The sequence below is a fragment of the Ralstonia flatus genome, assembly GCF_958439105.1.
Classification (GTDB): domain Bacteria; phylum Pseudomonadota; class Gammaproteobacteria; order Burkholderiales; family Burkholderiaceae; genus Ralstonia; species Ralstonia flatus.
On record NZ_CAUDLI010000011.1, the window covers coordinates 73687 to 93073 of the forward strand.

General features: G+C 63.1%; 15 protein-coding genes. 4 read left to right on the plus strand and 11 right to left on the minus strand.

Going from position 1 to position 19387, the window contains the following annotated elements; translation table 11 throughout:
* Positions 1–12: 12 nt before the first annotated feature.
* The 9 genes from cls to R2676_RS21840 all read right to left on the minus strand — a co-directional run bounded on the left by cls (position 13) and on the right by R2676_RS21840 (position 13261).
* Positions 13–1443 carry a cardiolipin synthase gene (cls, locus tag R2676_RS21800; protein WP_217056450.1) on the minus strand — a complete coding sequence of 477 codons (1431 nt, stop codon included), beginning with the start codon at positions 1441–1443 and terminating at the stop codon, positions 13–15.
* Positions 1444–1460: 17 nt separating this feature from the next.
* Entirely contained in the window at positions 1461–4310 is a 2850-nt protein-coding gene (clpK, locus tag R2676_RS21805; RefSeq protein ID WP_217056448.1) for a heat shock survival AAA family ATPase ClpK, read from the minus strand.
* A 93-nt stretch (positions 4311–4403) separates the two neighbouring features.
* Complete coding sequence (locus R2676_RS21810) at positions 4404–4973, minus strand: Hsp20/alpha crystallin family protein (RefSeq protein WP_008906266.1); 570 nt, start codon at positions 4971–4973, stop codon at positions 4404–4406.
* A gap of 35 nt (positions 4974–5008) precedes the next feature.
* Complete coding sequence (locus R2676_RS21815; RefSeq protein WP_102080530.1) at positions 5009–5290, minus strand: helix-turn-helix domain-containing protein; 282 nt, start codon at positions 5288–5290, stop codon at positions 5009–5011.
* Between the two features lie 227 nt (positions 5291–5517).
* Positions 5518–6870, minus strand: a complete 1353-nt coding sequence (locus R2676_RS26255; RefSeq protein ID WP_164491197.1) for a phospholipase D family protein — start codon at positions 6868–6870, stop codon at positions 5518–5520.
* Positions 6871–6898: 28 nt separating this feature from the next.
* Complete coding sequence (locus tag R2676_RS21825) at positions 6899–7261, minus strand: M48 metallopeptidase family protein (protein ID WP_102080529.1); 363 nt, start codon at positions 7259–7261, stop codon at positions 6899–6901.
* Positions 7258–10200 carry a type I restriction endonuclease subunit R gene (locus R2676_RS21830; protein ID WP_164491196.1) on the minus strand — a complete coding sequence of 981 codons (2943 nt, stop codon included), beginning with the start codon at positions 10198–10200 and terminating at the stop codon, positions 7258–7260. Before R2676_RS21830 ends, R2676_RS21825 begins: the two co-directional genes overlap by 4 nt.
* On the minus strand, positions 10197–11420 hold the full coding sequence (locus tag R2676_RS21835) for a restriction endonuclease subunit S (protein WP_102080527.1): 1224 nt from the start codon (positions 11418–11420) through the stop codon (positions 10197–10199). Before R2676_RS21835 ends, R2676_RS21830 begins: the two co-directional genes overlap by 4 nt.
* Entirely contained in the window at positions 11417–13261 is a 1845-nt protein-coding gene (locus tag R2676_RS21840; protein ID WP_164491195.1) for an N-6 DNA methylase, read from the minus strand. The genes R2676_RS21835 and R2676_RS21840 overlap by 4 nt, the downstream gene beginning before the upstream one ends.
* 241 nt (positions 13262–13502) lie before the next feature.
* On the opposite strand from R2676_RS21840, the gene R2676_RS21845 reads away from it, so the two are divergent.
* From R2676_RS21845 to R2676_RS21855, 3 genes are all read left to right on the plus strand, one after another.
* The gene (locus tag R2676_RS21845; protein WP_102080525.1) at positions 13503–13835 is read left to right on the plus strand and encodes a UPF0175 family protein; all 333 of its coding nucleotides are present in this window, start codon (positions 13503–13505) and stop codon (positions 13833–13835) included.
* Positions 13832–14329 (plus strand): DUF3368 domain-containing protein, encoded by a 498-nt coding sequence (locus R2676_RS21850; protein WP_102080524.1) that lies wholly within the window; start codon positions 13832–13834, stop codon positions 14327–14329. Before R2676_RS21845 ends, R2676_RS21850 begins: the two co-directional genes overlap by 4 nt.
* Before the next feature lie 84 nt (positions 14330–14413).
* Positions 14414–15532: a Fic family protein gene (locus R2676_RS21855; protein ID WP_102080523.1), complete on the plus strand. Its 1119-nt coding sequence runs from the start codon at positions 14414–14416 to the stop codon at positions 15530–15532.
* Between the two features lie 19 nt (positions 15533–15551).
* Here R2676_RS21855 and R2676_RS21860 read toward each other — a convergent pair whose 3' ends face one another.
* Positions 15552–16025, minus strand: coding sequence for a helix-turn-helix transcriptional regulator (locus R2676_RS21860; protein ID WP_308304231.1), 474 nt, complete (start codon positions 16023–16025; stop codon positions 15552–15554).
* A 589-nt stretch (positions 16026–16614) separates the two neighbouring features.
* Here R2676_RS21860 and R2676_RS21865 point away from each other — a divergent pair.
* Positions 16615–17388, plus strand: coding sequence for a hypothetical protein (locus R2676_RS21865; RefSeq protein WP_206272611.1), 774 nt, complete (start codon positions 16615–16617; stop codon positions 17386–17388).
* Positions 17389–17970: 582 nt separating this feature from the next.
* Here R2676_RS21865 and R2676_RS21870 read toward each other — a convergent pair.
* A complete protein-coding gene (locus R2676_RS21870) occupies positions 17971–18441 on the minus strand; it encodes a hypothetical protein (protein ID WP_206272609.1) in 471 nt (156 codons plus the stop codon).
* Positions 18442–19387 lie beyond the last annotated feature (946 nt).

Sequence of the window (19387 nt, forward strand, 5' to 3'; positions counted from 1 at the left end):
CAAGTCGTGTCGCTAGAGAATGGGGGTGAACAGACGGGCCACCCCGTCGCGCAAGCGGATGGTCAGCGGGCGGGCGCGCAACGCCATCGCCGATATCTCGTCCGCCGCATCACGGGCGGCATCAAAAAGGGATGACAGCCGCGTAGACAACGCGGTGTCGTACACCTCCACATTGAACTCGAAGTTCAGGCGCAGGCTGCGTGCATCCCAATTGGCCGAACCCAGGCAGCACCACTTGCCGTCTACCAGCATCAGCTTGCTATGGTCGAACGGGCCAGGCCGTTCGAAGATGCGCACACCGTGCTCCAGCACCTGCCAGTAGTGGGCGCGCGCGGCCCATTGCACCGTGGGATGGTCACCGTTCGCAGGCGTCAGCACGTCGACACGCACGCCGCGCAACGCAGCCGTACTCAGCGCCGCGATCATGGGCTGATCGGGGACGAAATACGGTGTCCAGATGCGCACCGAATGCTTCGCGGCGCTCAAAGCGCCCATGAAGGTCCAGCGCATCCGGTCCAGGGCCTCATCGGGACCGGCCTCGATGCCGCGCGCCCAAGAGGTTCCTTGCTCATCAGCCGTTACGGGCGGTTCGCCCCAGTAACCCTTGCTGAGCCGCTCGCCCGTGGTATCGCACCAATCATCGGTGAAGCACCGCATCAGATGCGCAATCACCGGCCCGCGCAGACGAAAGTGCAAATCGTGACAGGCCTGGCCCGGCGCATCGGGCCGCCAATACGGACCGAAGATGTTCATGCCGCCGGTGAAACCCGTCTCGCCATCGATCACCAGCAGCTTGCGGTGATTGCGCAGATGCGCGGCATGCAGGCGCGCGGGAATCAACGTCGGGTTGAACGTCGCCGCCGGAACGCCGGCGCGCTGCAAGGCGCGGTAGGCGCTGCGGGGCGTCCAGCGGGCATACACGTCGTCGATCAGCACCCGCACTTGCACGCCGCGCTCATGAGCCCGGCGCAGCGCATCGACGAACTGCGCCCCGATGCCTTGGCTGTCGAAGATGTACGAGGCCAAGGCGACGCTGTACCGCGCCGATTCGATGGCGGCGAGCATGGCCGGGTAGGCCTGCTCGCCATCGACAAGCGGCTCGATGCGGTTGCCGCCGGTCAGCGACTGGCCGGTGGCGCGGCCCACCAGGTGGGCCAGACCGGCAAGCGGCGGCGATACAGCCTCGGGCATCGTGGGCGAGAGGTCCTGCCGAACAGCAGGATCTGCCCCCGGGAAGAGCCGCCGCGCCCGCCGCTGGTAACGGTTGATGCCGAACAGCCCATACAGCAGCGAACCGCCCAGCGGCAACAAGGCGATCAGCAGTACCCACAGCGTGGCCGATCGAGGGTCACGCTTGTAGATGACCGCGTGCCCCGCTGTGGGGATAGCGACCGCCAGCGACACGAGGGTGGCTGCCCATGTCAGCCCGTTGGGGTCGGACACGACAGCCTCCTCATGACTCAAGATTCGCCGCCCGCCGGCTTCTTCTTGCGCGCAGGCTTGCTCGCGTCGCTAGGCGGCGTCTCGGCCGCGTTCGCGGCATCGGGCTTCTCAGGCTCGGCCGGCTTCGCGGGTGGCTCCTGGCGCTCGAAGACCACCCGTTCGGCCTTGTCGTCCCAGCGGGCGCTGGCGTGATCGGCCTTGCCGATACCGCCACCCAGCATCTCGCGCGCCAGAGCGGTTTCCAGCTCGCTGCGGATCAGCCGCTTGAGCTCACGCGCGCCGAACTCGGGCTTGTAGCCTTCCTCCGCGAAGTGATCGATCAGGGTCTGATCGAAGGTCAGCGTCACGCCCTGGCTGGCGGCGTTGCGGGCCACACGATCGAGCTGCAGGCCGACGATATGGCGGATCTCCTCCTTGCCCAGCGCATGGAAGACGATGATTTCGTCAATGCGGTTGAGGAACTCGGGGCGGAAGTGTCCGCGCAGCACGTCCATCACCTCGGACTTGGTCTTCTCGTATTCCTCGCCGGCGGCGCCACGGGCCTTCAGCCGACGCTGGATGATGTCCGAGCCCAAGTTCGAGGTGGCGATGATGATGGTATTGGTGAAATCCACCACCCGGCCCTTGCCGTCGGTGAGCCGCCCGTCGTCGAACACCTGCAGCAGGATGTTGTAGACGTCGGGGTGAGCCTTCTCGATCTCGTCCAGCAGCAACACGCTGTAGGGCTTGCGACGCACCTTCTCGGTAAGCTGGCCGCCCTCGTCGTAGCCGACATAGCCCGGGGGCGCGCCCACCAGGCGTGCCACGGTATGGCGTTCACCGTACTCGGACATGTCGATGCGCAGCAGCGCACCCTCGTCGCCATAGATGGACTCGGCCAGCGCCTTGGCGAGCTCGGTCTTGCCCACGCCGGTCGGCCCGAGGAACAGGAACGTCGCCACCGGCTTGCTGCCTTCGCGCAGGCCCGCGCGCGACAGCCGCACGGCGTCGGCCACGGCGCGCACCGCTTCGTCCTGGCCCACCAGCCGCTCGTGCAGCCGCTGCTCCAGGTGCAGCAGCTTCTCGCGTTCCTCCACGGTCAGTTCATTGACCGGGATGCCGGTCAGGCGCGAGACGATCTGCGCCACGTGCTCGGCCTTGACTTCGGCGCTGCCCGAGGCGCGCTCGCGTTCCCATTCCTCGACGAGCTTCTTGAGTTCAGTCTCCTTGGCCTCGATGCGCTTGCCCAGCTCGGCGGCCTTGTCGTACTGCTTGCGCGAGGCCACATAGTCCTGCTCACGCCGCAGCTGGTGCAGTTCGGACTCCAGCTCTTGCACCGCCACCGGGCGGGCCGTGGCCGACAGCTTCACGCGTGCGGCCGCCTGGTCGAGCAGGTCGATGGCCTTGTCAGGCAAAAAGCGCGCGGTGATGTAGCGGTCCGACAACTCGGCGGCGGCGATGATCGCATCCTCGGTGATGCTGACCTTGTGGTGCGCCTCGAAGGTGTCGCGCAGGCCGCGCAAGATCATCATGGTCTGCGCCACGGTCGGCTCGGGCACCATCACCGGCTGGAAGCGACGCTCCAGCGCGGCATCCTTTTCGATGTACTTCTGATACTCGTTGAGCGTGGTGGCGCCGATCAGGTTAAGCTCGCCGCGCGCCATCATCGGCTTGAAGACGTTGGCCACGTCCAGCCCGCCTTCGCCGCCGCCCTGGCCGGCACCGACAATGGTGTGCACCTCATCGATGAAGAGAATCAGCTCGCCCTGGTGCTCGGTCACTTCCTTGAGCACCTTCTGCACGCGCTCCTCGAATTCGCCGCGGTACTTGGCGCCGGCCACCATGGCGTTGATGTTGAGTTCCACCAGGCGCTTGTCGCGCAGCGTCTCGGGCACTTCGCCGGCGACCATGCGCTGCGCCAGCCCTTCGACGATGGCGGTCTTGCCGACGCCGGGCTCGCCGATCAGCACCGGGTTGTTCTTCTTGCGCCGGGCCAGCACTTCGATGGTCGTCTCGATCTCCTGCGCGCGGCCGATGACCGGATCGAGCTTGCCCTCGCGCGCCATCTTGGTGAGGTCTCGCGAATACTTGTCGAGTTCCGGCGTGTTGGTCGGCGTCTCGGCGCGACCATCCTCAGCCCCCTTGCCGACCACCTTGCTCACCTGCTGGCGCAGCGCCTGCGGCGTGAGGCCATAGCGGCGCAGCAGGTTGGCCGCCAAGCCTTCGCCTTCCTCGGCCAGGCCAACGAGGAAATGCTCCGGGCCGACATAGGAGTGGCCCAGTTCGTTGGAGGCCACGAAAGCACGGCTGAGTGCGTCCTTGACGCGGGGCGACACGCCGATCTCGCCCTCGAACGGCTTGTCGCCGCGCTTGGCTTCGGATTCGATCTGCCGCTTGAGGTCATCGACCTTGATCTTGAACTGCCCCAGGATGGTCTTGACCACGTCGCTGTCGATCAGCGCCAGCAGCAGGTGTTCGGTATCGACTTCGGCGCGCCCGAACTCGGCAGCGTGTCGGGCGGCCTCCTGCAATAGGGCCTCGGACTGTTCGCTGATGCGGCTGGCGAGCCCACTGCCGCGACGGCGTGCTGTGCCCGTACCGGCCGGGGCGGGTTCGCCGAACGAGGCATCGACGACCTCGTCGGTATCGGCCGCCATGGACGGTGCGTCGTCACCGATGCGGAAGAAGTCGCTGCCAAGGAAGTCTTCGAACAGGCCGCTGCGCGAGCCGAACAAGGCTTCCAGCGGTGAGACGGTGCGCTTTTGCTGGCGCACCAGTTGGCGATAGTGATCGTCACACAACAGCATGGTGCTGTGGCGACCATTGAGATTGGCTTCCACCCGCACCGTGGCGGGCTGGCCGCAGACCTGGCATTGTTTTCTGGCCATGCTGATGCTCCTGTAAAGATTGATCTGACGAGGCACCGCCGATCACGGTGCCTCATCTCTTTGTGGTTTTTGAGAAAAACGCGCTGCCCCGCGTCAGCCATTGATCGGGATCGAGCGCCCCTGCTTGGGCGTACTGGCCTCGCGCTTTTCCATCGTGATCGTGAGCACGCCGTTCTTGAAAGCGGCCTTGATCGTGTCCTGGTTGGCATCGGCCGGCAGGTTCAGAGCGCGCTGAAAGCTGCCGTAGGAGCGCTCCACCCGGTGGAAACCGCCGTCTTTCGTTTCCTGCTCCTGACGCTTTTCACCGCGCACCAGCAGCACGTCGTTGTCGAGCGTGATCTGGATGTCTTTTTCCTCGACGCCGGGCACTTCCAGGGCGATCTTGTACTGCTTGTCGGTCTCCTGGATGTCCAGCGCCGGTTTCAGCAGGCCCGGCCACTCCGACGGCCAGCGTGGCATGGCCAGCGTCGGGAAACCGAAGCCTCGAAACGCGTCGTCGAACAGGCGATCGATCTCGCGATGCAATTGCAGGATGGGGCTGACCGGCCCACCCGCCACCGGCAGGTCATTGCGCTGCACCGGCAGCGAGGCAGTGCTCTGTTGTTCTTCCTGCTCCTTCTTGAACCAGTTCCAGGGAGCCAATTTCTTGAAATCAATGTCCATGTCACACCTCCAGAAGAAAAATTGAAGACTCTCGCTCACTCCGTTTGCCTGCGGCGACGGACAGCGCGCCCAGACGACACGGAGTGTTCCGCTGACTTTGGCTGCTCATCTGTGCGTATCACCTCCTTCTTTGTGCCTGCTTGGATCTGATCATTGATCCATCGATCGATTTCACTTTGACGAAACCGCCACGTCCCGCCGACCTTGAAGGCCGGAATCTCCCCGTGCGAGGCGAGCCGGTAAAGCGTCCGCTTGCCGACTTTCAAGTAGGCAGCCAACTCGTCGAGTGTGAAGATCGCCTGCTGGCGCGCTGTCATACCACCCCCACAAGTTCCGTCGTCACGCGGCCTCGCTCGAGGAAATTCTTGCAAGACTTTGCAAAAAATTGCGCCTAACATGCCGAAAGTCAAGAGTCAACATCCAGCGACCTGCTGGCCGATTGATGTGACTCAAATCTTCAAGGACGGTATGCCAGGGCGGGCCGGGCCGGCGCAGGGGACGGTGGGTTGATCGGGACCTTGCGGGCGCCGCCCACGGCCGCAGATCAAACACCGATCCTCACGTTGTAACCGAGCGCCCGCAGCCCCTTGCTCGTGCGCATGTTCCTTGGCGGAAACTCGTCTGGACGCGCCCAGCCGACGATTTCCCCGAGGCTGCTCAGGCCAATGTGCGGAATTGCCCAGTCGTCGCTGCGGATCGCGTTCCAGAGCCGGGCCGATACACTTCCATTGCCCCAGACGACGTAGTTCAACAGCTCAAGCACCGTCCGCCCTTCGCGGGATCGCTGCCGCCACAGCCACTCGCCGAACTTCTCGACCTTGTCGTCGCCGGCCTGCGGTCGGTCAGGCAAGCCCAAGTGCTCGTTTTCCTGCTTGATGGCATGGTCTCGGATCGCGTGCACCCGGGAAACGGCATCGACGAATTCCTGCTCCGTCAGTTTGAGAATGCGATCGCGTGCCAGTAACTCGCGCAGCCGGGGCGACCACTCGTAGATGGTGCGTTCTTCAAACGAGTGGTCGAAGTCGGCGTCATGCCACCACTCCAGCGCGTCGCGCAGCGCCAGTTCTGGGTTCTTCGAATTCCTGGCGAAGAACTCCTCGTAGGGGTGGCGGTTTCCATCCTTGACCTGCTTGTAGTAGTAGGCGTGCAGGAATTGGTCGGCTTGCACGCCGGGGGCCACCGACGCATCAATCCAGCCCGGTTTGGCGCCGGGCGCCGAAACCCTGGATGCGATCGATCGCATCACCTGCAGCGTGTCGTTCCAATCCTGCTCGAACTTCTGGAAGCGCTTCTCAGACGATCGCTTCGTGTCGACAAACACCAGACCGTGGTTCTTCGGCAGCAAGCGGTCCTTGTCGAACTGCTGCTCAAGTCCGTATTCGCGCTTCGACAACTCAGCCCGCCGGTCCGCCAAGCGCAGCTGCTCTTGGTAGATCTCCTTGGTCAGAGGTCGGGCACGGTCATCCACTTCCTCAAAGAAGCGCTGCAGCTCACGCTCCATGCCCGTTTCGACGAGTTCGTCGTGGGGCAGAAAGGTGCCCGCTTCGATGTTCGATATCCAGGCCCGGTCTGACAGGTTGGCAGACCCGATGTAGGCGCCGGCATCCACCCACCAGATGATCTTGGCGTGCAGGATGTCGGGAACGAGCTTGCAGTCGAAATTCGGACTGGCCTTATCCAGAAACCACTTCAACACGGCGGGATCGACAGCCACGGTGTGGTCGTAGCGGCCAAAGAACTCCAGGGGCTTCAAGTGCTGCGCGCAGGCCTCGAACAACTTCATGTTGTCGCGGCTGGCGTAGGCGACGGCCGCGCGAACGCGCGTGCAGGATTCAATCACCTCGCCCAGCAGGTTCTGGAGTAGTTGTTTGTTGAGCGGGCCGGCGATCAAGCGCATTGCAGCAGATCCTTTTGTTATTGCATCGTCATCGGGCATGGCCGTTCGGTTTGCGGGAGAGCCGCTCAACGGATGCGCCATCTGCATCGCCTATCTGGCGTTGCTCGATCGTGCGCCAACCCGGGACATGTGCGCTCATCAGCGCCTTGAACATCCTCCCGTGGTTTGCGTAACGCAGGTGAAGCAGTTCATGAACGATGACGTAATCCTGGAAAGACTCATCCTGGTCGAGCAAGTCAGTGGCCAAGGTGACGGTTCCCGCCGATGAACAGGAACCCCACTTCCTGCGCATCTCCTGCACCCGAACCACGCGGGGATTCACCTTCAGCTTGACCGCCCAGGCCAGTGCGCGGCGTCGTAAGTCCTGCGCTGGGTACTGCGACGATTTCATTCGCCACCCTCCGTGAGCAGCAAACGCACAACAAGATCGACGACCCGAGCCCGCTCGTCTTGCGCCAGAGCGAGCAAAGGTTTGTACAGCGACGCACGCAGCCGTCGCTGCTCGTCGGCGTTGACCGAGGCGTTCGGGAAGCGTCCGAGCAACTCCTCGGCGTCCTTGGCCAGCGTCATGGGGTCGATGCCCGCCGCTTTGACGGCCGCATCCTCACGCAACACCCAGGCAACGGCAAAGGCGCGAGGTGACAGGCCACTGTCGCGTGCCGCCTTCATGGCGGCTTCCTTCTCCGCAGCCAACGCCGCCAGTTGGTCCATCGCCGCCAGTCCGGTCGTCTTGCGCTCTTCCAGATCCTTCAGGATGCGCTCCGCTCGGTCCTTTAACGGCTGCAGCACCGGTGCTGCGGCAGGGTCCTCGTCAATCTCGTGCTGCAGACCGCGCACAAGGTTGAACACCTTGCCCTCGTCGGACCCATCCTCACCGCGCAGCGACTTCAGGGTTGCCACGTCAAAGGTTACGGTCTTGGTCAATCGCCCAAGGCCATGTTGCTCGGCGCTCTCCTCGATCAAGCGGCGGGTCTTGTAGGCCAGGTCAGCCACGAACCCGACTTTTTCGGCATAGGCGTTGCGCACGGCCGCATAGAGCTGGCTGAGCTGCTTGTAGGTCGCGATGTGGTCACGCAACGCCGGGTCGGGCGAGAGGATTTCCCACAGTGCCTCGATCTCCTTGTAGTGCTCGAAGAAGGCTTTGCGCGCCTCAGGCGTCAGGAAGCGCCCGAATACCAGCCGTTCCAATCGCTCGTCAGGCGTGCCGCCGGCATCCGACTCCAGGTAGTCCTGCTTGGCCTGCTCGATGCGTTGCAGGAAGTCCTGCAGCAGCACGTCCAAATCCTCGATCACGCCGCTGACATCGCTGGAGTCGAACTGCAGCGCCTTCTTCAGCTCGCGCAGCACGCCCACGAAGTCCACCACCAGGCCGACGCGCTTCTGAACGCCATTGGCGTCCACATAGGGCCGGTTCACCCGCGCAATCGACTGCAGCAGCACGTGATCGCGCATCGGCTTGTCGAGGTACAGGCAGTACAGCGGCGGCGCATCGTAACCGGTGAGCAGCTTGTCGGTGACGATCAGGATCTTCGGGTTCTCGGTGGGCTTCTTGAACAGCAGGCGCACCTGCTCCTCGGCCCCATCGGAAAGCTGTAACTCGGCCACCAGTGGCCGGTCCACCACGTCGGCGGCGTTTTCGGTATAGACCGGCGCGCTCCACTCGGGCGGCAGCAGCTTGTCCAGCGCCTTTTTGTATTTGGCGCAGGCCTCGCGGTTTACCGCCACCACAAAGGCCTTGTAGCCCAGCGGCAGGACGTTCTCCCTGAAGTGCTCGGCGATGAAGGCGGAGACCTTTTCGATGCGGTCGTCGGCCATCAGGAAAGTGCGCAACCCCACCGCGCGGTCGAGCACCTTGTTCAGCTCCTCGACATCGGTCACGCCTTCACTCTCGGCCAGCGCGAAGAACTCCTTGTCCAGCCGCTCGGCCGGCACCGTCATTTCGCTCGGCGCCAGCACATGCTTGATCGGCAGCGTGGTCTCGTCGGCAATGCTCTCGGCGATGGAGTACTTGTCCAGGTAGCCCAGCTCATCCTGCGTGCCGAAGATTTTGAAGGTGCCTTCGCCCTGCGAGGTGCGCGCGATGGGCGTGCCGGTGAAGCCGATGATCGTGGCCTTGGGCACAGCCGCCATCAGGTAGGTGCCGAGATCCTTGGCCACCGACCGGTGCGCCTCGTCGATGAACACGTAAACGTTGTCGCGCAGGCAGCTGTCTTTGCGGATGGCCTCGAACTTGTGGATCATCGAGATGATCAGGCCCCGGAAGTCGGCATCCAGCAGGGACTGCAGTTTGGCCTTGTTGTTGGCCCGTTCGACCGCGATGTCCTGCTGCTGCATCTCGCCCAGCAGGCGTTCCACCCAGCCTTTCAACTGGCCTTCCAGCTCGGTGCGGTCCACCACCAGGATTACGGTCGCATTGGCGAAGCGCGCCTTGTCCTCCAGGATCTGACGCGCCGCCGTCAGCAGCGTGAAGGTCTTGCCCGACCCCTGCGTGTGCCACACCAGGCCACGCGTCTTGGCCGGGTCGGCGCAGCGGTCGAGGATCGCGTCGATGGCGCGCCGCTGGTGCTGGCGCAGTACCGACTTGCGTGTCTCACCGTCCTGCACGTAGAACAGAATCCAGTGCTGCAGGGTGCGCAGGAAGTCGGTCGGCTCGAAGAAGGCTTGCACCGCAAAGCGATAGGTTTCCTCCGGCGCCTGCTTCCAGCGCGCCATGTCGCGCCGGTTGGCGTTCCAGGTCACGCCGTACCAGTAGTCGAGCAGGTGCGTCACGTTGAACAGCTGGGTCGTAGCCAGCAGCTCCGGCGTTTCCAACTCATAGCGGCGCAGTTGCTTGATCGCGCGCTCGATGGCGTCGCCGTCCTTCGGGTTCTTGTGCTCGACGATCACCACCGGCACACCATTGACGACGAACATCACGTCGGCCCGGTTGCCCTTGCGCGCGGGTGGCTTGATCTTCCACTCCCACGTCACATGGAACACGTTCTCCGCCACGTGCTCGAAGTCGATCACCGTCACCGGTCGATGGCGTTTCTCGGCTTCGTCGTACCACTGGCGTTCGCCGCGCAGCCAGGCCAGCAGCTCGCGGTTGCCCTCGATGGTGGCCGGCAGTGCATCCAAAGTCTCCACCACGGAGCGCACCGCGTCGGCAGACATCCAGGGGTTGAAGGCGGCGAGCTTGGCTTCCAGCACGTCGCGGAAGAAGGTGCCCGCCTCGCCGCCGCGCTTGGCGCGTGCGTCCTCCGGCGTGATCGGCGTCCAGCCGATCTCCACCGCGTGCTTCACCATCGGGAACTGCACCGTGCCGGCTTCGCTGATCTTGAGGGTGCTCATGCCCTGGCCTCCTCGGGTTGCGTCGAGGCCGGAGACAGCGCCGAAAGATCGAGGTCTGCGACACGGATCTCGCCGGTCATCAGCTTGTGCAGTAGGGACTGGAACAGTTCTTCCAGCACCTTGCGCTTTTGGCGGTGCAGATCGATCTTGCGGTCGATGGCGTCGAGGATGGCGACAATTTCGGCGGCTTCGTCAGGATCTGTTGGGCATGCGACCTTGAAGGTTTCGACATCGTTGAGGTTGAGCGTCATCGTGCCGTGCGCTGACGGGACGATTTGACTGAGCAACCTGTCCTTGCCCGCGTAAATGGCAGATCGCAAGAACTGACCCGAATATTCGCCGCGCGAGACTAGTGCCTTCACATCTTGGTTGAATGCCATCGGACGATTGATGACTGCCACGGGCAAGTCTTTCGCCAAACCCATGCCACGCACCAGCAGCAGCACCGCGCCCGCTGGCGCAAGGCGGCTTGCCGCTTCTACGCCTGCCTGAGAAATGTGGTCAATGGCGTCGTCGAGCGCAGGGAGCTTCAAGTCCTTGCCCGACACCCATGGCACATCACCGTTCCAGTATTCAGCAATGGATTTGCGCGGCGTGCCGCCACTCCAGATTTCGCAGAGGTCGAGGATAGTGCGCGGCTTCCAACTCTCCGGCACCGGCCCGATCTCGGTCTCCTTCTGCGGCTCGCCGCGCAGGCCGCGCGTGAACAGCTCGTGCATGGCAGCGCGTTTGAGTTCTTGGAGGTTGTCGAGCAGTGCCGTCTGTTGCTGCAGTGCCGATTCCGCTTTGCGCAGAACACTGGCAATCACCTTCTGCTCTGTTAGATCGAGCGGATAGGCCAACTCCTTTTCTTTCAGGATGGTGAAATGGCGGTTATAGCCGCGTGCAGGTAGGTCGATGGCACGGCAGGCGTAGAAAAAGAAGAGCGGATCAATGCCGTCCTTCGGTCGCAGCAGTTGTGTCCCATCCGCGCCACGTGCAAAAGGGCGCTCCAAGAATTTGAAAGCGCGCGTGTGATCGCCGAAAACGATCAGCGGCAGCGGTGCGTCAATGACGGTGCTTTCGTCATCCGTCCAGCCCGCGATTTGTTCCTGCCCTTGGTCAATGACTGGGAAGCTGCCCAACGGCTTGTAGTCGCGCGCCTGAACCTTGCGCTTGCCTGCTGCTGGAACGAGAACAAGACAATCGGCAACAGGTGCGCTGGCCCATGCTTCGTTCATTGCTCACCCTCCGTCTTCGACAATGGGCGCAGTAGCTTCAGCAAATCAGCCGTTAAGTTGAGGTCTTGCGCGTTAAGTTGTTCGAGTTGCTGAATCAGTGCCGGAATCGATCCGACCTCCGCGCTGCCGTTCTGTCCCACCCACCGACCCGGACTCAGGTTGTAGTCCGCCTCGCGTGCCTGCTCGGTGGTGATGACGGCAAGCTCGCCTTCCACCGGCTCGCCTTTGAGGTACATCGCGGCGAGCGGCCGGATGTCTTCCTCGGGCAGGTAGTTCTTCGGCTTGCCCTTTTGGAAGTGGCGGCTGGCATTGAGCAGGACGATCCTGCCTTTGCGCGCAGCGGGCTTGCGGCGGTGGAGCACCACGATCACGCCCGCCGCCGTGGTGTTGTAGAAGAGGTTTTCCGGCAGCAGGATCACGCCGTCGATCAGATCCTGATCGACGAACCACTTGCGGATGTTGCGTTCCTTGTCCTCGTTCTTGGAGCCGGAGCCGCGCGTGACGCTGCCTGTGTCGAGCACCACGGCGGCGCGGCCGTGGTCATCCAGACAGGCCAGGGTGTGCTGCAGCCACGCCCAATCCCCCTTGCCGCTGGTGATGCCGCCCGCCGTGCGGAAGCGGTCGAACGGATCGTTGGCGAAGAGGTCCGCCGCGAATGGCTGGTTCCACATCGGGTTGGCCACCACGATGTCGTGGCCGCGAATCTTGCCGCTGGCCTCGCGGAATTTGGGGTTGATCATGGTGTCGCCGCGCGCCAGCTCCACCTCCATGTCGTGGATGATGGCGTTCATCTGTGCCACGGCGTAGCTCTCGGCCTGCAGCTCCTGGCCGGAGAGCTTGAGCGGCACGCGGCTGGTGGGGTCGAGTTCGCGGGCGACGAGCTGGAGCTTGATCAGCAGCCCCGCCGAGCCACAGGCGTAGTCGTGGCAGGTCTCACCGGGCTTGGGCCGCAGGATGTGCGCCATCAAGAAGCCGACCTCGGTCGGCGTGAAGAACTCGCCTGCGCTCTGGCCCGAGCCTTCGGCGAACTTGCGCAGCAGGTATTCGTAGGCGCGGCCGAGGAAATCGGGCTGCACATCGGCGAGGCCGAGGCGGTAGCGCGGGTCGGAGAAGGTCTCGACCACGCCGCGCAGCTTGGCCGGGTTGATGTCGCGCTCGCCATTGCGCTCGGCGGCGAAGTCCACCACGTCGATCACGCCGGAGAGCGTCGGGTTCTGCTTGACCACGGCGCGCACGGCGCGGGTCAAGTGCTCGCCGATGTCCCGGGGCGCGGTCGGGCGGCCACGGTCATCGAGTGGCCAATCGAAAGACTCGCGCCCGCTGATCACCGCCCAACGGGCTTCCGGGGGAAGGTAGAAGCGCAGCAGCGAGTGGTCCGACTCGGCGATCTCCAGCGCAGTGGCACGGTCGCCGTATTCCTCGGCCAGACGCTCGATCTCGTCGTCGAAGACGTCGGACAGGCGCTTCAGGAAGAGCAGCGGCAGCAGGTAATCCTTGAACTTGGCCGCGTCCTTCTCGCCCCGGATCGAGCAGGCGGCGTCCCACAGCATCTGCTCCATCGGCTTGGTGGTGGGCGCAGCCGCCGCCCGCCCGCTGCGACGCCGGGTCACCTGAGCAGCCGCTTCGGCAGGCGGGAGGCTTTCGGCTCCCTCGACCCCGGCCTCTCGCGCCAGCGCGAGGATGGTCTCCTGCGCGGCACGCTGGGGCTTGTTGCCGCCACCTTCCCATCGGTTCACCGTGGCAAAGGAGACGCCCAGGCGCTCAGCGAGCTGCTCCTGAGTCAGATTGAGGGCCGCGCGGGTGGCGCGGAGTATCGCCGGAAAATCGTTTTGTTTTGTCATGTGTGCTATGTTTGTTATATTCTACTTGCTTGTCAAGCAGAATTTGGCGATGGGCGCCCCACCGCCTCCGGAATAGGAGAGCAGGCATGAGCGGGAACTGATGGGACACGGCTGGCGTGCCGCACAAGGGGTGGACTTGCGCTGACGATCCAACGGCCCCGCCCAGTCCTGGCGGGTGGGGCTGTCTTGACGCCGGCTCCATTTTGTGACCCAATATAGGGGAACAATTCGAGTGGCCGCCATGCAGACCTTCACCATCCGCGAACTGCGCGAACGCTCCGGCGACCTCAGCCGCGAGGCCGAGGAAGGCCGGCTCGCGCTCGTCACCCGCCACGGTCAGCCGCTGTTCGTCAGCGTTCCCTTCACCGATGAGCTGCTGGAAGCGGGGGTCCATACGGCATTGGCCGTCAACCTGTTCAAGTGCGGGGAGATCACCTCCGCGCGCGCGGCCAAGCTGGCACGGATGAGCCTGCCGCAGTTTCTGGCGCATCTCAGCGCGCAGGGCATCCCGGTGGTCGATCACGAACCGGCTGAACTGGAGCAGGAACTCGCCGCCTTTGATGCGGCGCGATGAGTCGGCCCGTCGTCGTCTCCGATGCCGGGCCGCTGATCGCGCTGGCCGGTTGCGGGCATCTGGAGCTGCTCGTCGCCGTGTTCGATGCCGTCCATGTGCCGCAGGTGGTGCTGGCTGAAACCACGGCAGATCGTTCGCGCCCGGGTGCGGCCGACATCGCTGCCTTCGTAGAGGCCCACGTACAGGTGCATCCCGACCGCGATGACCCCGTCTACGCCACCGCCGTCAGCCATCTCGACGAAGGTGAAGCGCAGGCCCTGAGCCTGGCGCACGCGCTGGGCTGCGGCGTGCTGATGGACGAGCGTCGTGGCCGTCAGACCGCGATCCGCCAAGGCGTGCCCCTGTTCGGCGTGCTGGGCGTACTGCTGCAAGCCAAGCGCATCGGCAAGCTCGAACGCATCGCTCCCGCGCTGGATCGGATGCAGGCCAACGGCTATCGCGTTTCGCAGGCTCTCATCGAGGCGGCCTTGAGGCTCGCGGACGAGGCCCCCTGACTTGCGATGATGAGCCGCCACATTCACCGTACCAGACGCGGAGAATGATTTGCCTTTGCGGCGAATGAGGTGTTTAATCTCCGCATGGATAGCGGAGAAAAACTCTACATCTGGCAGGCCGACGACTGGCCGAAATGGCGCTACGACCTGTCGGCGCTCACTGGACTGTTGACCGAGGTCAGCCGCGCCCAAGGCGTGCTGCTGGGCCGTCTGGCCGACGTGGGCATGGCGCTGCGCAATCAGGCCAGCCTCGCGGCGCTGACCGAGGACGTGGTCAAGACCAGCGAAATCGAAGGCGAAGTGCTGAACGTCGAATCGGTGCGTTCGTCGATTGCTCGCCGTCTGGGCGTGGACATTGGCGCGGTCGCCCCGGTGGATCGGCACGTCGAAGGCGTCGTGGAGATGGTGCTCGACGCCACTTCGCGCAGCGCCGAACTACTGACCGCCGAGCGCCTGTTCGGCTGGCACGCGGCCTTGTTCCCGACCGGGTACTCGGGCATGAATAGGCTCACCGTGGGCCAGTGGCGTGACGATGCCGCCGGACCGATGCAGGTGGTTTCCGGTCCGGTGGGGCGGCGCAAGGTTCACTTCCAGGCACCGCCCGCCGACGCGCTGCCCAGCGAGACGGCGCGGTTTTTGGCATGGGCCAACGAGGAAACGGGCGAGCCCGCACTCATCAAGGCCGGGCTGGCACATCTGTGGTTCGTGACGCTGCACCCCTTCGACGACGGCAACGGCCGCATCGCCCGCGCAGTGGGCGATCTGTTCCTGGCCCGCGCCGACGGCAGCTCGCAACGCTTCTATAGCTTGTCGGCGCAAATCCAGCGCGAGCGCAAGGACTACTACGACGTACTGGAGCGCACGCAGAAGGGCACGCTCGACGCCACCGGCTGGTTGTCGTGGTTCCTCGGCACGCTCGGGCGCGCGGTCGCCAGCGCGCAGTCCACGCTGGACGCCGTGCTGGTCAAGGCGCGCTTCTGGCAACGCTGGGCGGGCCTGTCGTTGAACGAGCGGCAAGTGAAACTGCTCAACCGCCTGCTCGACGGCTTCGAGGGCAAGCTCACGAGCAGCAAGTGGGCCGCCATCGCCAAGTGCTCGCCCGACACCGCGCTGCGCGACATCACGCAGTTGCTGGAACTTGGCATCCTGAAAAAATCGCCCGGCGGCGGGCGCAGCACCGGCTACGAGTTGGCGGATCGGTAGCCGGGGCCAGAAACGGCATTCAAGCCGGCAGCGATGCCAAGGCCTGCTGCAACGATCTGTAGTGGTCGCCCGGGGCCGCCTGCACGTCGATGCCCAGGTTCTTGGCGTTCTGCGACCAACGCTGCGCCCACGCCAAGACCTCGTCGCGATCGAAACGGATGAGCTTCTGGACCCGACGATAGGGAATGCCCAACGCGTCGCGTGTCTGCTTTTGCGTGAAGATGTACAGGGGCAGCCCGGTGATGTACGAAATTTCGCGTGGGCCCATGTAACTCGAGCCATTTGGGAGGACGACGTCGGCGGCGCTCTCCCAGGTCGATGCCCGCAACGCCTCGGACTCGAAATCGAGGATTTCGTCGATGGGGTACACGACCCGCTTGGACATTTTCATGAATCGGGGGCCGCGCCCCTCGCTACGCCAGCGTTGCAGGGTCTTGGGGCTGATGTTCCAGCGCGAGGCCAGCTCGTTTTCGTTCATCATCATCTTCTGCATGGTTGACTCCGGTTCTGGTTGAAGGCAACGCATTCAGGCGTGACGTCGGCCACGAAGCCAAGTCCTCGGCAGGGCCTCCGTGCAGTTTCAGCGCAATGAGAACATCAACGGGTTTTACATATGTCCCTGTTCATTCCGCCGATACCCACCGCCATGGGGACGTCTCGGCATCATTGAAGATAACGGGTTCACGGTTGCTGTAGAATCCACCACCAAGAACAAATCTGAAGCAGTCTCAGGAAGTCCAGAGAACCCCGTAGATTCAAGGTCTATGGGGTTTTTTGTTGCCTAAATGCTCGGCGATGAGGATCCCCGTTCATGGGGAAGTACCTCCTGAGAGTCCGTACGCCTGAAGCTCGCCGACCTATGCCGCATCCTGCCGGTGTTCTCATCCGAAATAACTAATACGCTAGGCGTTGCCATTGAGTTTTTTAGATATCTGAACGATATCTACCTAAATAAGTATAAAAATCAACGGGTTGCAGATCGGTATTCGGAAAACCGTTATTAACGAAAAAAAGTATATGACCGCTTGCGCGTCACAATGCGTGCCAGTAGAATGACCCCCATTCGCCTAAGGAGGGGTCGCATGTCAGTCACAATTCGCAAGAAGAGCCCGCGCGCGCCGTCCGTTGGATTGGAAGAGGCAATCGAGCGGACTCTCAAGATATACAAGGCCGAGCGGCTGAATGCGGCACCTATTGACGTGGTGGCAAAGGATCTCGGCTATACGGGAGCAAAAAACGGTACCGCGTTGTCTACGATCGCATCTCTGCGCTACTACGGTCTTGTAAACCGACCGGCTGAGGGACTCCTGTGCGTTAGCAAGGAGTTCGAGTCATTTCAGTATGCGCCCAGTGATAAGTTGCGGCACACCATCAAGACCACGTGGCTTACGCGCCCCCCGGTCTTCGCCGAACTCCTCGAAAAGTATCAAGAGCACCTGCCGTCTGACGGCGTCCTCAAGTTCGATCTGATCCAGAAGGGTTTCAGCCCCGCTGCCGCTGACGCTTGCGTCAACATTTTCCGTCGGTCAGTAGAGTTCGCAGACTATTTCAATGGCCCCAAGCAGACGCCTGAGCCCGAGGAGCTTCTAACGCCCTCGGCGGAAACGGACCTTGAGGAGGAGTTGCAAGAGGCGAGCCCGTTGCCGGATGTGGTAGGCACTCCTCGCCAAGCTAGCGCATCCCTCGCGTCGCACGCTGCTTTAGCTGCTACGACAGAGCGCATCTTGGTTCGCTTGAGCCGAGGGCGGCGGGCCTGGATTGAAATCCCAACCCAATTCTATGAAGCGGACAAGGATCGGTTGAAAGCACAGATCGATCTGCTGCTTGCGGATGATGCAGAGGAGGGAGCCGACTAAAGAAAAAGGCCCAGTGCAGTTGGCGCTGCGCTGGGCCTCGATTCCCCTGGACACGAAGCCTATCCGACGGGGAGCTGGGACTGGCCCAGAATGCGAGCGAGGATTATTGTCCTCAGGGGCGCCAGTGTCAAGAAGGCTTCATCGGACTAAGGAAGTCTGATGAGTACAACTGAACGGCCGGCACCGCCGGGTTTTCGGTGGGTCTGTTGCAAGTGCTTTAAGCACTATCGCACGGGCAAACTGGTGTATCCCAAGAACGCAGAGTGTTTCATGCTCTTGGTCCGCGCCCGCTAAGCTGGACGGCTAGCCGTCTTTAGGCTTAGTAGTGCTACTGCCGTGGCAGCGTCGCGGCAGACCGCTAACCAACCCCGCCGGCTATTTCAGCGGCGGATCTCCTTTCCTGTGCAACTGTCGATTGCGCTCGATAGGGTTGCCCTTCATTGCGGGGCAATTACGGTCATTCTCAAGACATCGAACGTTGACGATGAGGTGTGAGCAAAAGTCTCCCCAAAAAAAAGCCCGCGACCCCAAAAAGCATCGCGGGCTTTCCCACATCTAGGCCACCATCAGCAGCCCATCACCTCACTGCACACTCTCCTCCGCCTTCTTCCTCGGCCCCCGGTTAAACCGCACCGACAGCGCCGCCCGAGCCGTATCCAGCGCCTCGCCCTTGCCGGCCACCTTCAGGTACGCATACCCCTCCAGCGACGCCGTCATCAGATCGCTACCCAGCGCCATCTGCGAGTCGCGCAGCTTTTCCACCAGCTTTTCCACGCGGACGAGGCGAGGGCGCAGGGCGTCGAATGCGGCGAGGTCGCGCTTCACTTCGGCCAAGCTGTAGTTGGCGGCCAGCACGCCGGGGTTGTTGCCCAGCACTTCAACGGCCTTGCGGCAAAACGCTTCCGACTTGTCGCCCATCTTGGTGACCGTGCTGCGTTGCTCGATCGACAGGTCGATCAGGCCGACGAACTTGTCTTCCAGCGTCTTCAGCGCGGCATCGATGGCGCTGAGGTCTGCGGTGGTGAGTTGAAGCGAAATCAGGTTCTGTGACATTGCATTCCTTCTCTACGTAATAACAAGGTCGCGCTCAACGACGCGACCACGGCGAGATTGGTTTGCCACCGACCCGATATCAAGGCTGGTCACCACATTTGACAGAACCCCACGCGGCTGCGGCGGCATCACGGTGGCCTCTCCGCACGGATGTCGAAGGGCTGTGCGCGGGCCAGAAACTGCCGATGACGGGCCTCTGAGGTCCGAACGTGGACCTCCGACAGTCAAGCGTGGGCTTCCGAGGGCGGAGCGTGAGCGTCAAACACTCACCTTCCACAGTCCAAGCTCGAAAATTTCGACCTCAGACTGCCGGCGTCGGGCCTCGGACGGTGGAACGTCAGCCTCAAAGGGTCAACGTCGAGTGTCTGAGGGCCAAGCTCGGGTCTCAGAGGTCCGATGTATCGGATGTTTTTGGGCCGTGTTCGGGCCTTTGAGGGCCATGCGCCACTGTCTGACGGTGGCGTGTCGCTCTCGGACTGTCGAGATCGAATGTTTGAGATCCATACACGCACCTAAAACTGCGGCGCTCGGCCGTCTGCAAGAGAACGGCGTGAAGTAGAGGGCCGGACGTGTTGGGCCGCACGTCACTCGCCGCGGGCATTGGACCAGGTTGTGCAGTACGCGCGAGGCCAGTGGAGCCCGGACGCCCGGTGCACAGAATCGGACGTTGGAAGCAGCCCCCATCGATATAATCCAATCCACTTTTGCCCCCAACGGCAACTGGGTTTGGTGACCCGCACTGGTGGCTATGTGCACACACTACGGCGGGCCGGGTGGGGAGACCACGAGGTCTGCCGGTGCTCCAGAGAGCCGGTTCGCCAGCCTCGCCGTCAGGCCCGCCACCTCTTCTGGCGTTGAGTTGCCGGGCCTCCAAACATCGGAGGGGGCTCGATGCCAAGTCCTCACCGCGCCCTTACCTATCTCCACAAACATCACTGCCCGAGCG

What these genes read in the sequence shown, in the direction of transcription:
- clpK (WP_217056448.1), bottom strand. Translation starts at nt 4,310, where the DNA reads ATGGCCAGAAAACAATGCCAGGTCTGCGGCCAGCCCGCCACGGTGCGG.
- R2676_RS21810 (WP_008906266.1), bottom strand. Translation starts at nt 4,973, where the DNA reads ATGGACATTGATTTCAAGAAATTGGCTCCCTGGAACTGGTTCAAGAAG.
- R2676_RS21815 (WP_102080530.1), bottom strand. Translation starts at nt 5,290, where the DNA reads ATGACAGCGCGCCAGCAGGCGATCTTCACACTCGACGAGTTGGCTGCC.
- R2676_RS26255 (WP_164491197.1), bottom strand. Translation starts at nt 6,870, where the DNA reads ATGCGCTTGATCGCCGGCCCGCTCAACAAACAACTACTCCAGAACCTG.
- R2676_RS21825 (WP_102080529.1), bottom strand. Translation starts at nt 7,261, where the DNA reads ATGAAATCGTCGCAGTACCCAGCGCAGGACTTACGACGCCGCGCACTG.
- R2676_RS21830 (WP_164491196.1), bottom strand. Translation starts at nt 10,200, where the DNA reads ATGAGCACCCTCAAGATCAGCGAAGCCGGCACGGTGCAGTTCCCGATG.
- R2676_RS21835 (WP_102080527.1), bottom strand. Translation starts at nt 11,420, where the DNA reads ATGAACGAAGCATGGGCCAGCGCACCTGTTGCCGATTGTCTTGTTCTC.
- R2676_RS21840 (WP_164491195.1), bottom strand. Translation starts at nt 13,261, where the DNA reads ATGACAAAACAAAACGATTTTCCGGCGATACTCCGCGCCACCCGCGCG.
- R2676_RS21845 (WP_102080525.1), top strand. Translation starts at nt 13,503, where the DNA reads ATGCAGACCTTCACCATCCGCGAACTGCGCGAACGCTCCGGCGACCTC.
- R2676_RS21850 (WP_102080524.1), top strand. Translation starts at nt 13,832, where the DNA reads ATGAGTCGGCCCGTCGTCGTCTCCGATGCCGGGCCGCTGATCGCGCTG.
- R2676_RS21855 (WP_102080523.1), top strand. Translation starts at nt 14,414, where the DNA reads ATGGATAGCGGAGAAAAACTCTACATCTGGCAGGCCGACGACTGGCCG.
- R2676_RS21860 (WP_308304231.1), bottom strand. Translation starts at nt 16,025, where the DNA reads ATGCAGAAGATGATGATGAACGAAAACGAGCTGGCCTCGCGCTGGAAC.
- R2676_RS21865 (WP_206272611.1), top strand. Translation starts at nt 16,615, where the DNA reads ATGTCAGTCACAATTCGCAAGAAGAGCCCGCGCGCGCCGTCCGTTGGA.
- R2676_RS21870 (WP_206272609.1), bottom strand. Translation starts at nt 18,441, where the DNA reads ATGTCACAGAACCTGATTTCGCTTCAACTCACCACCGCAGACCTCAGC.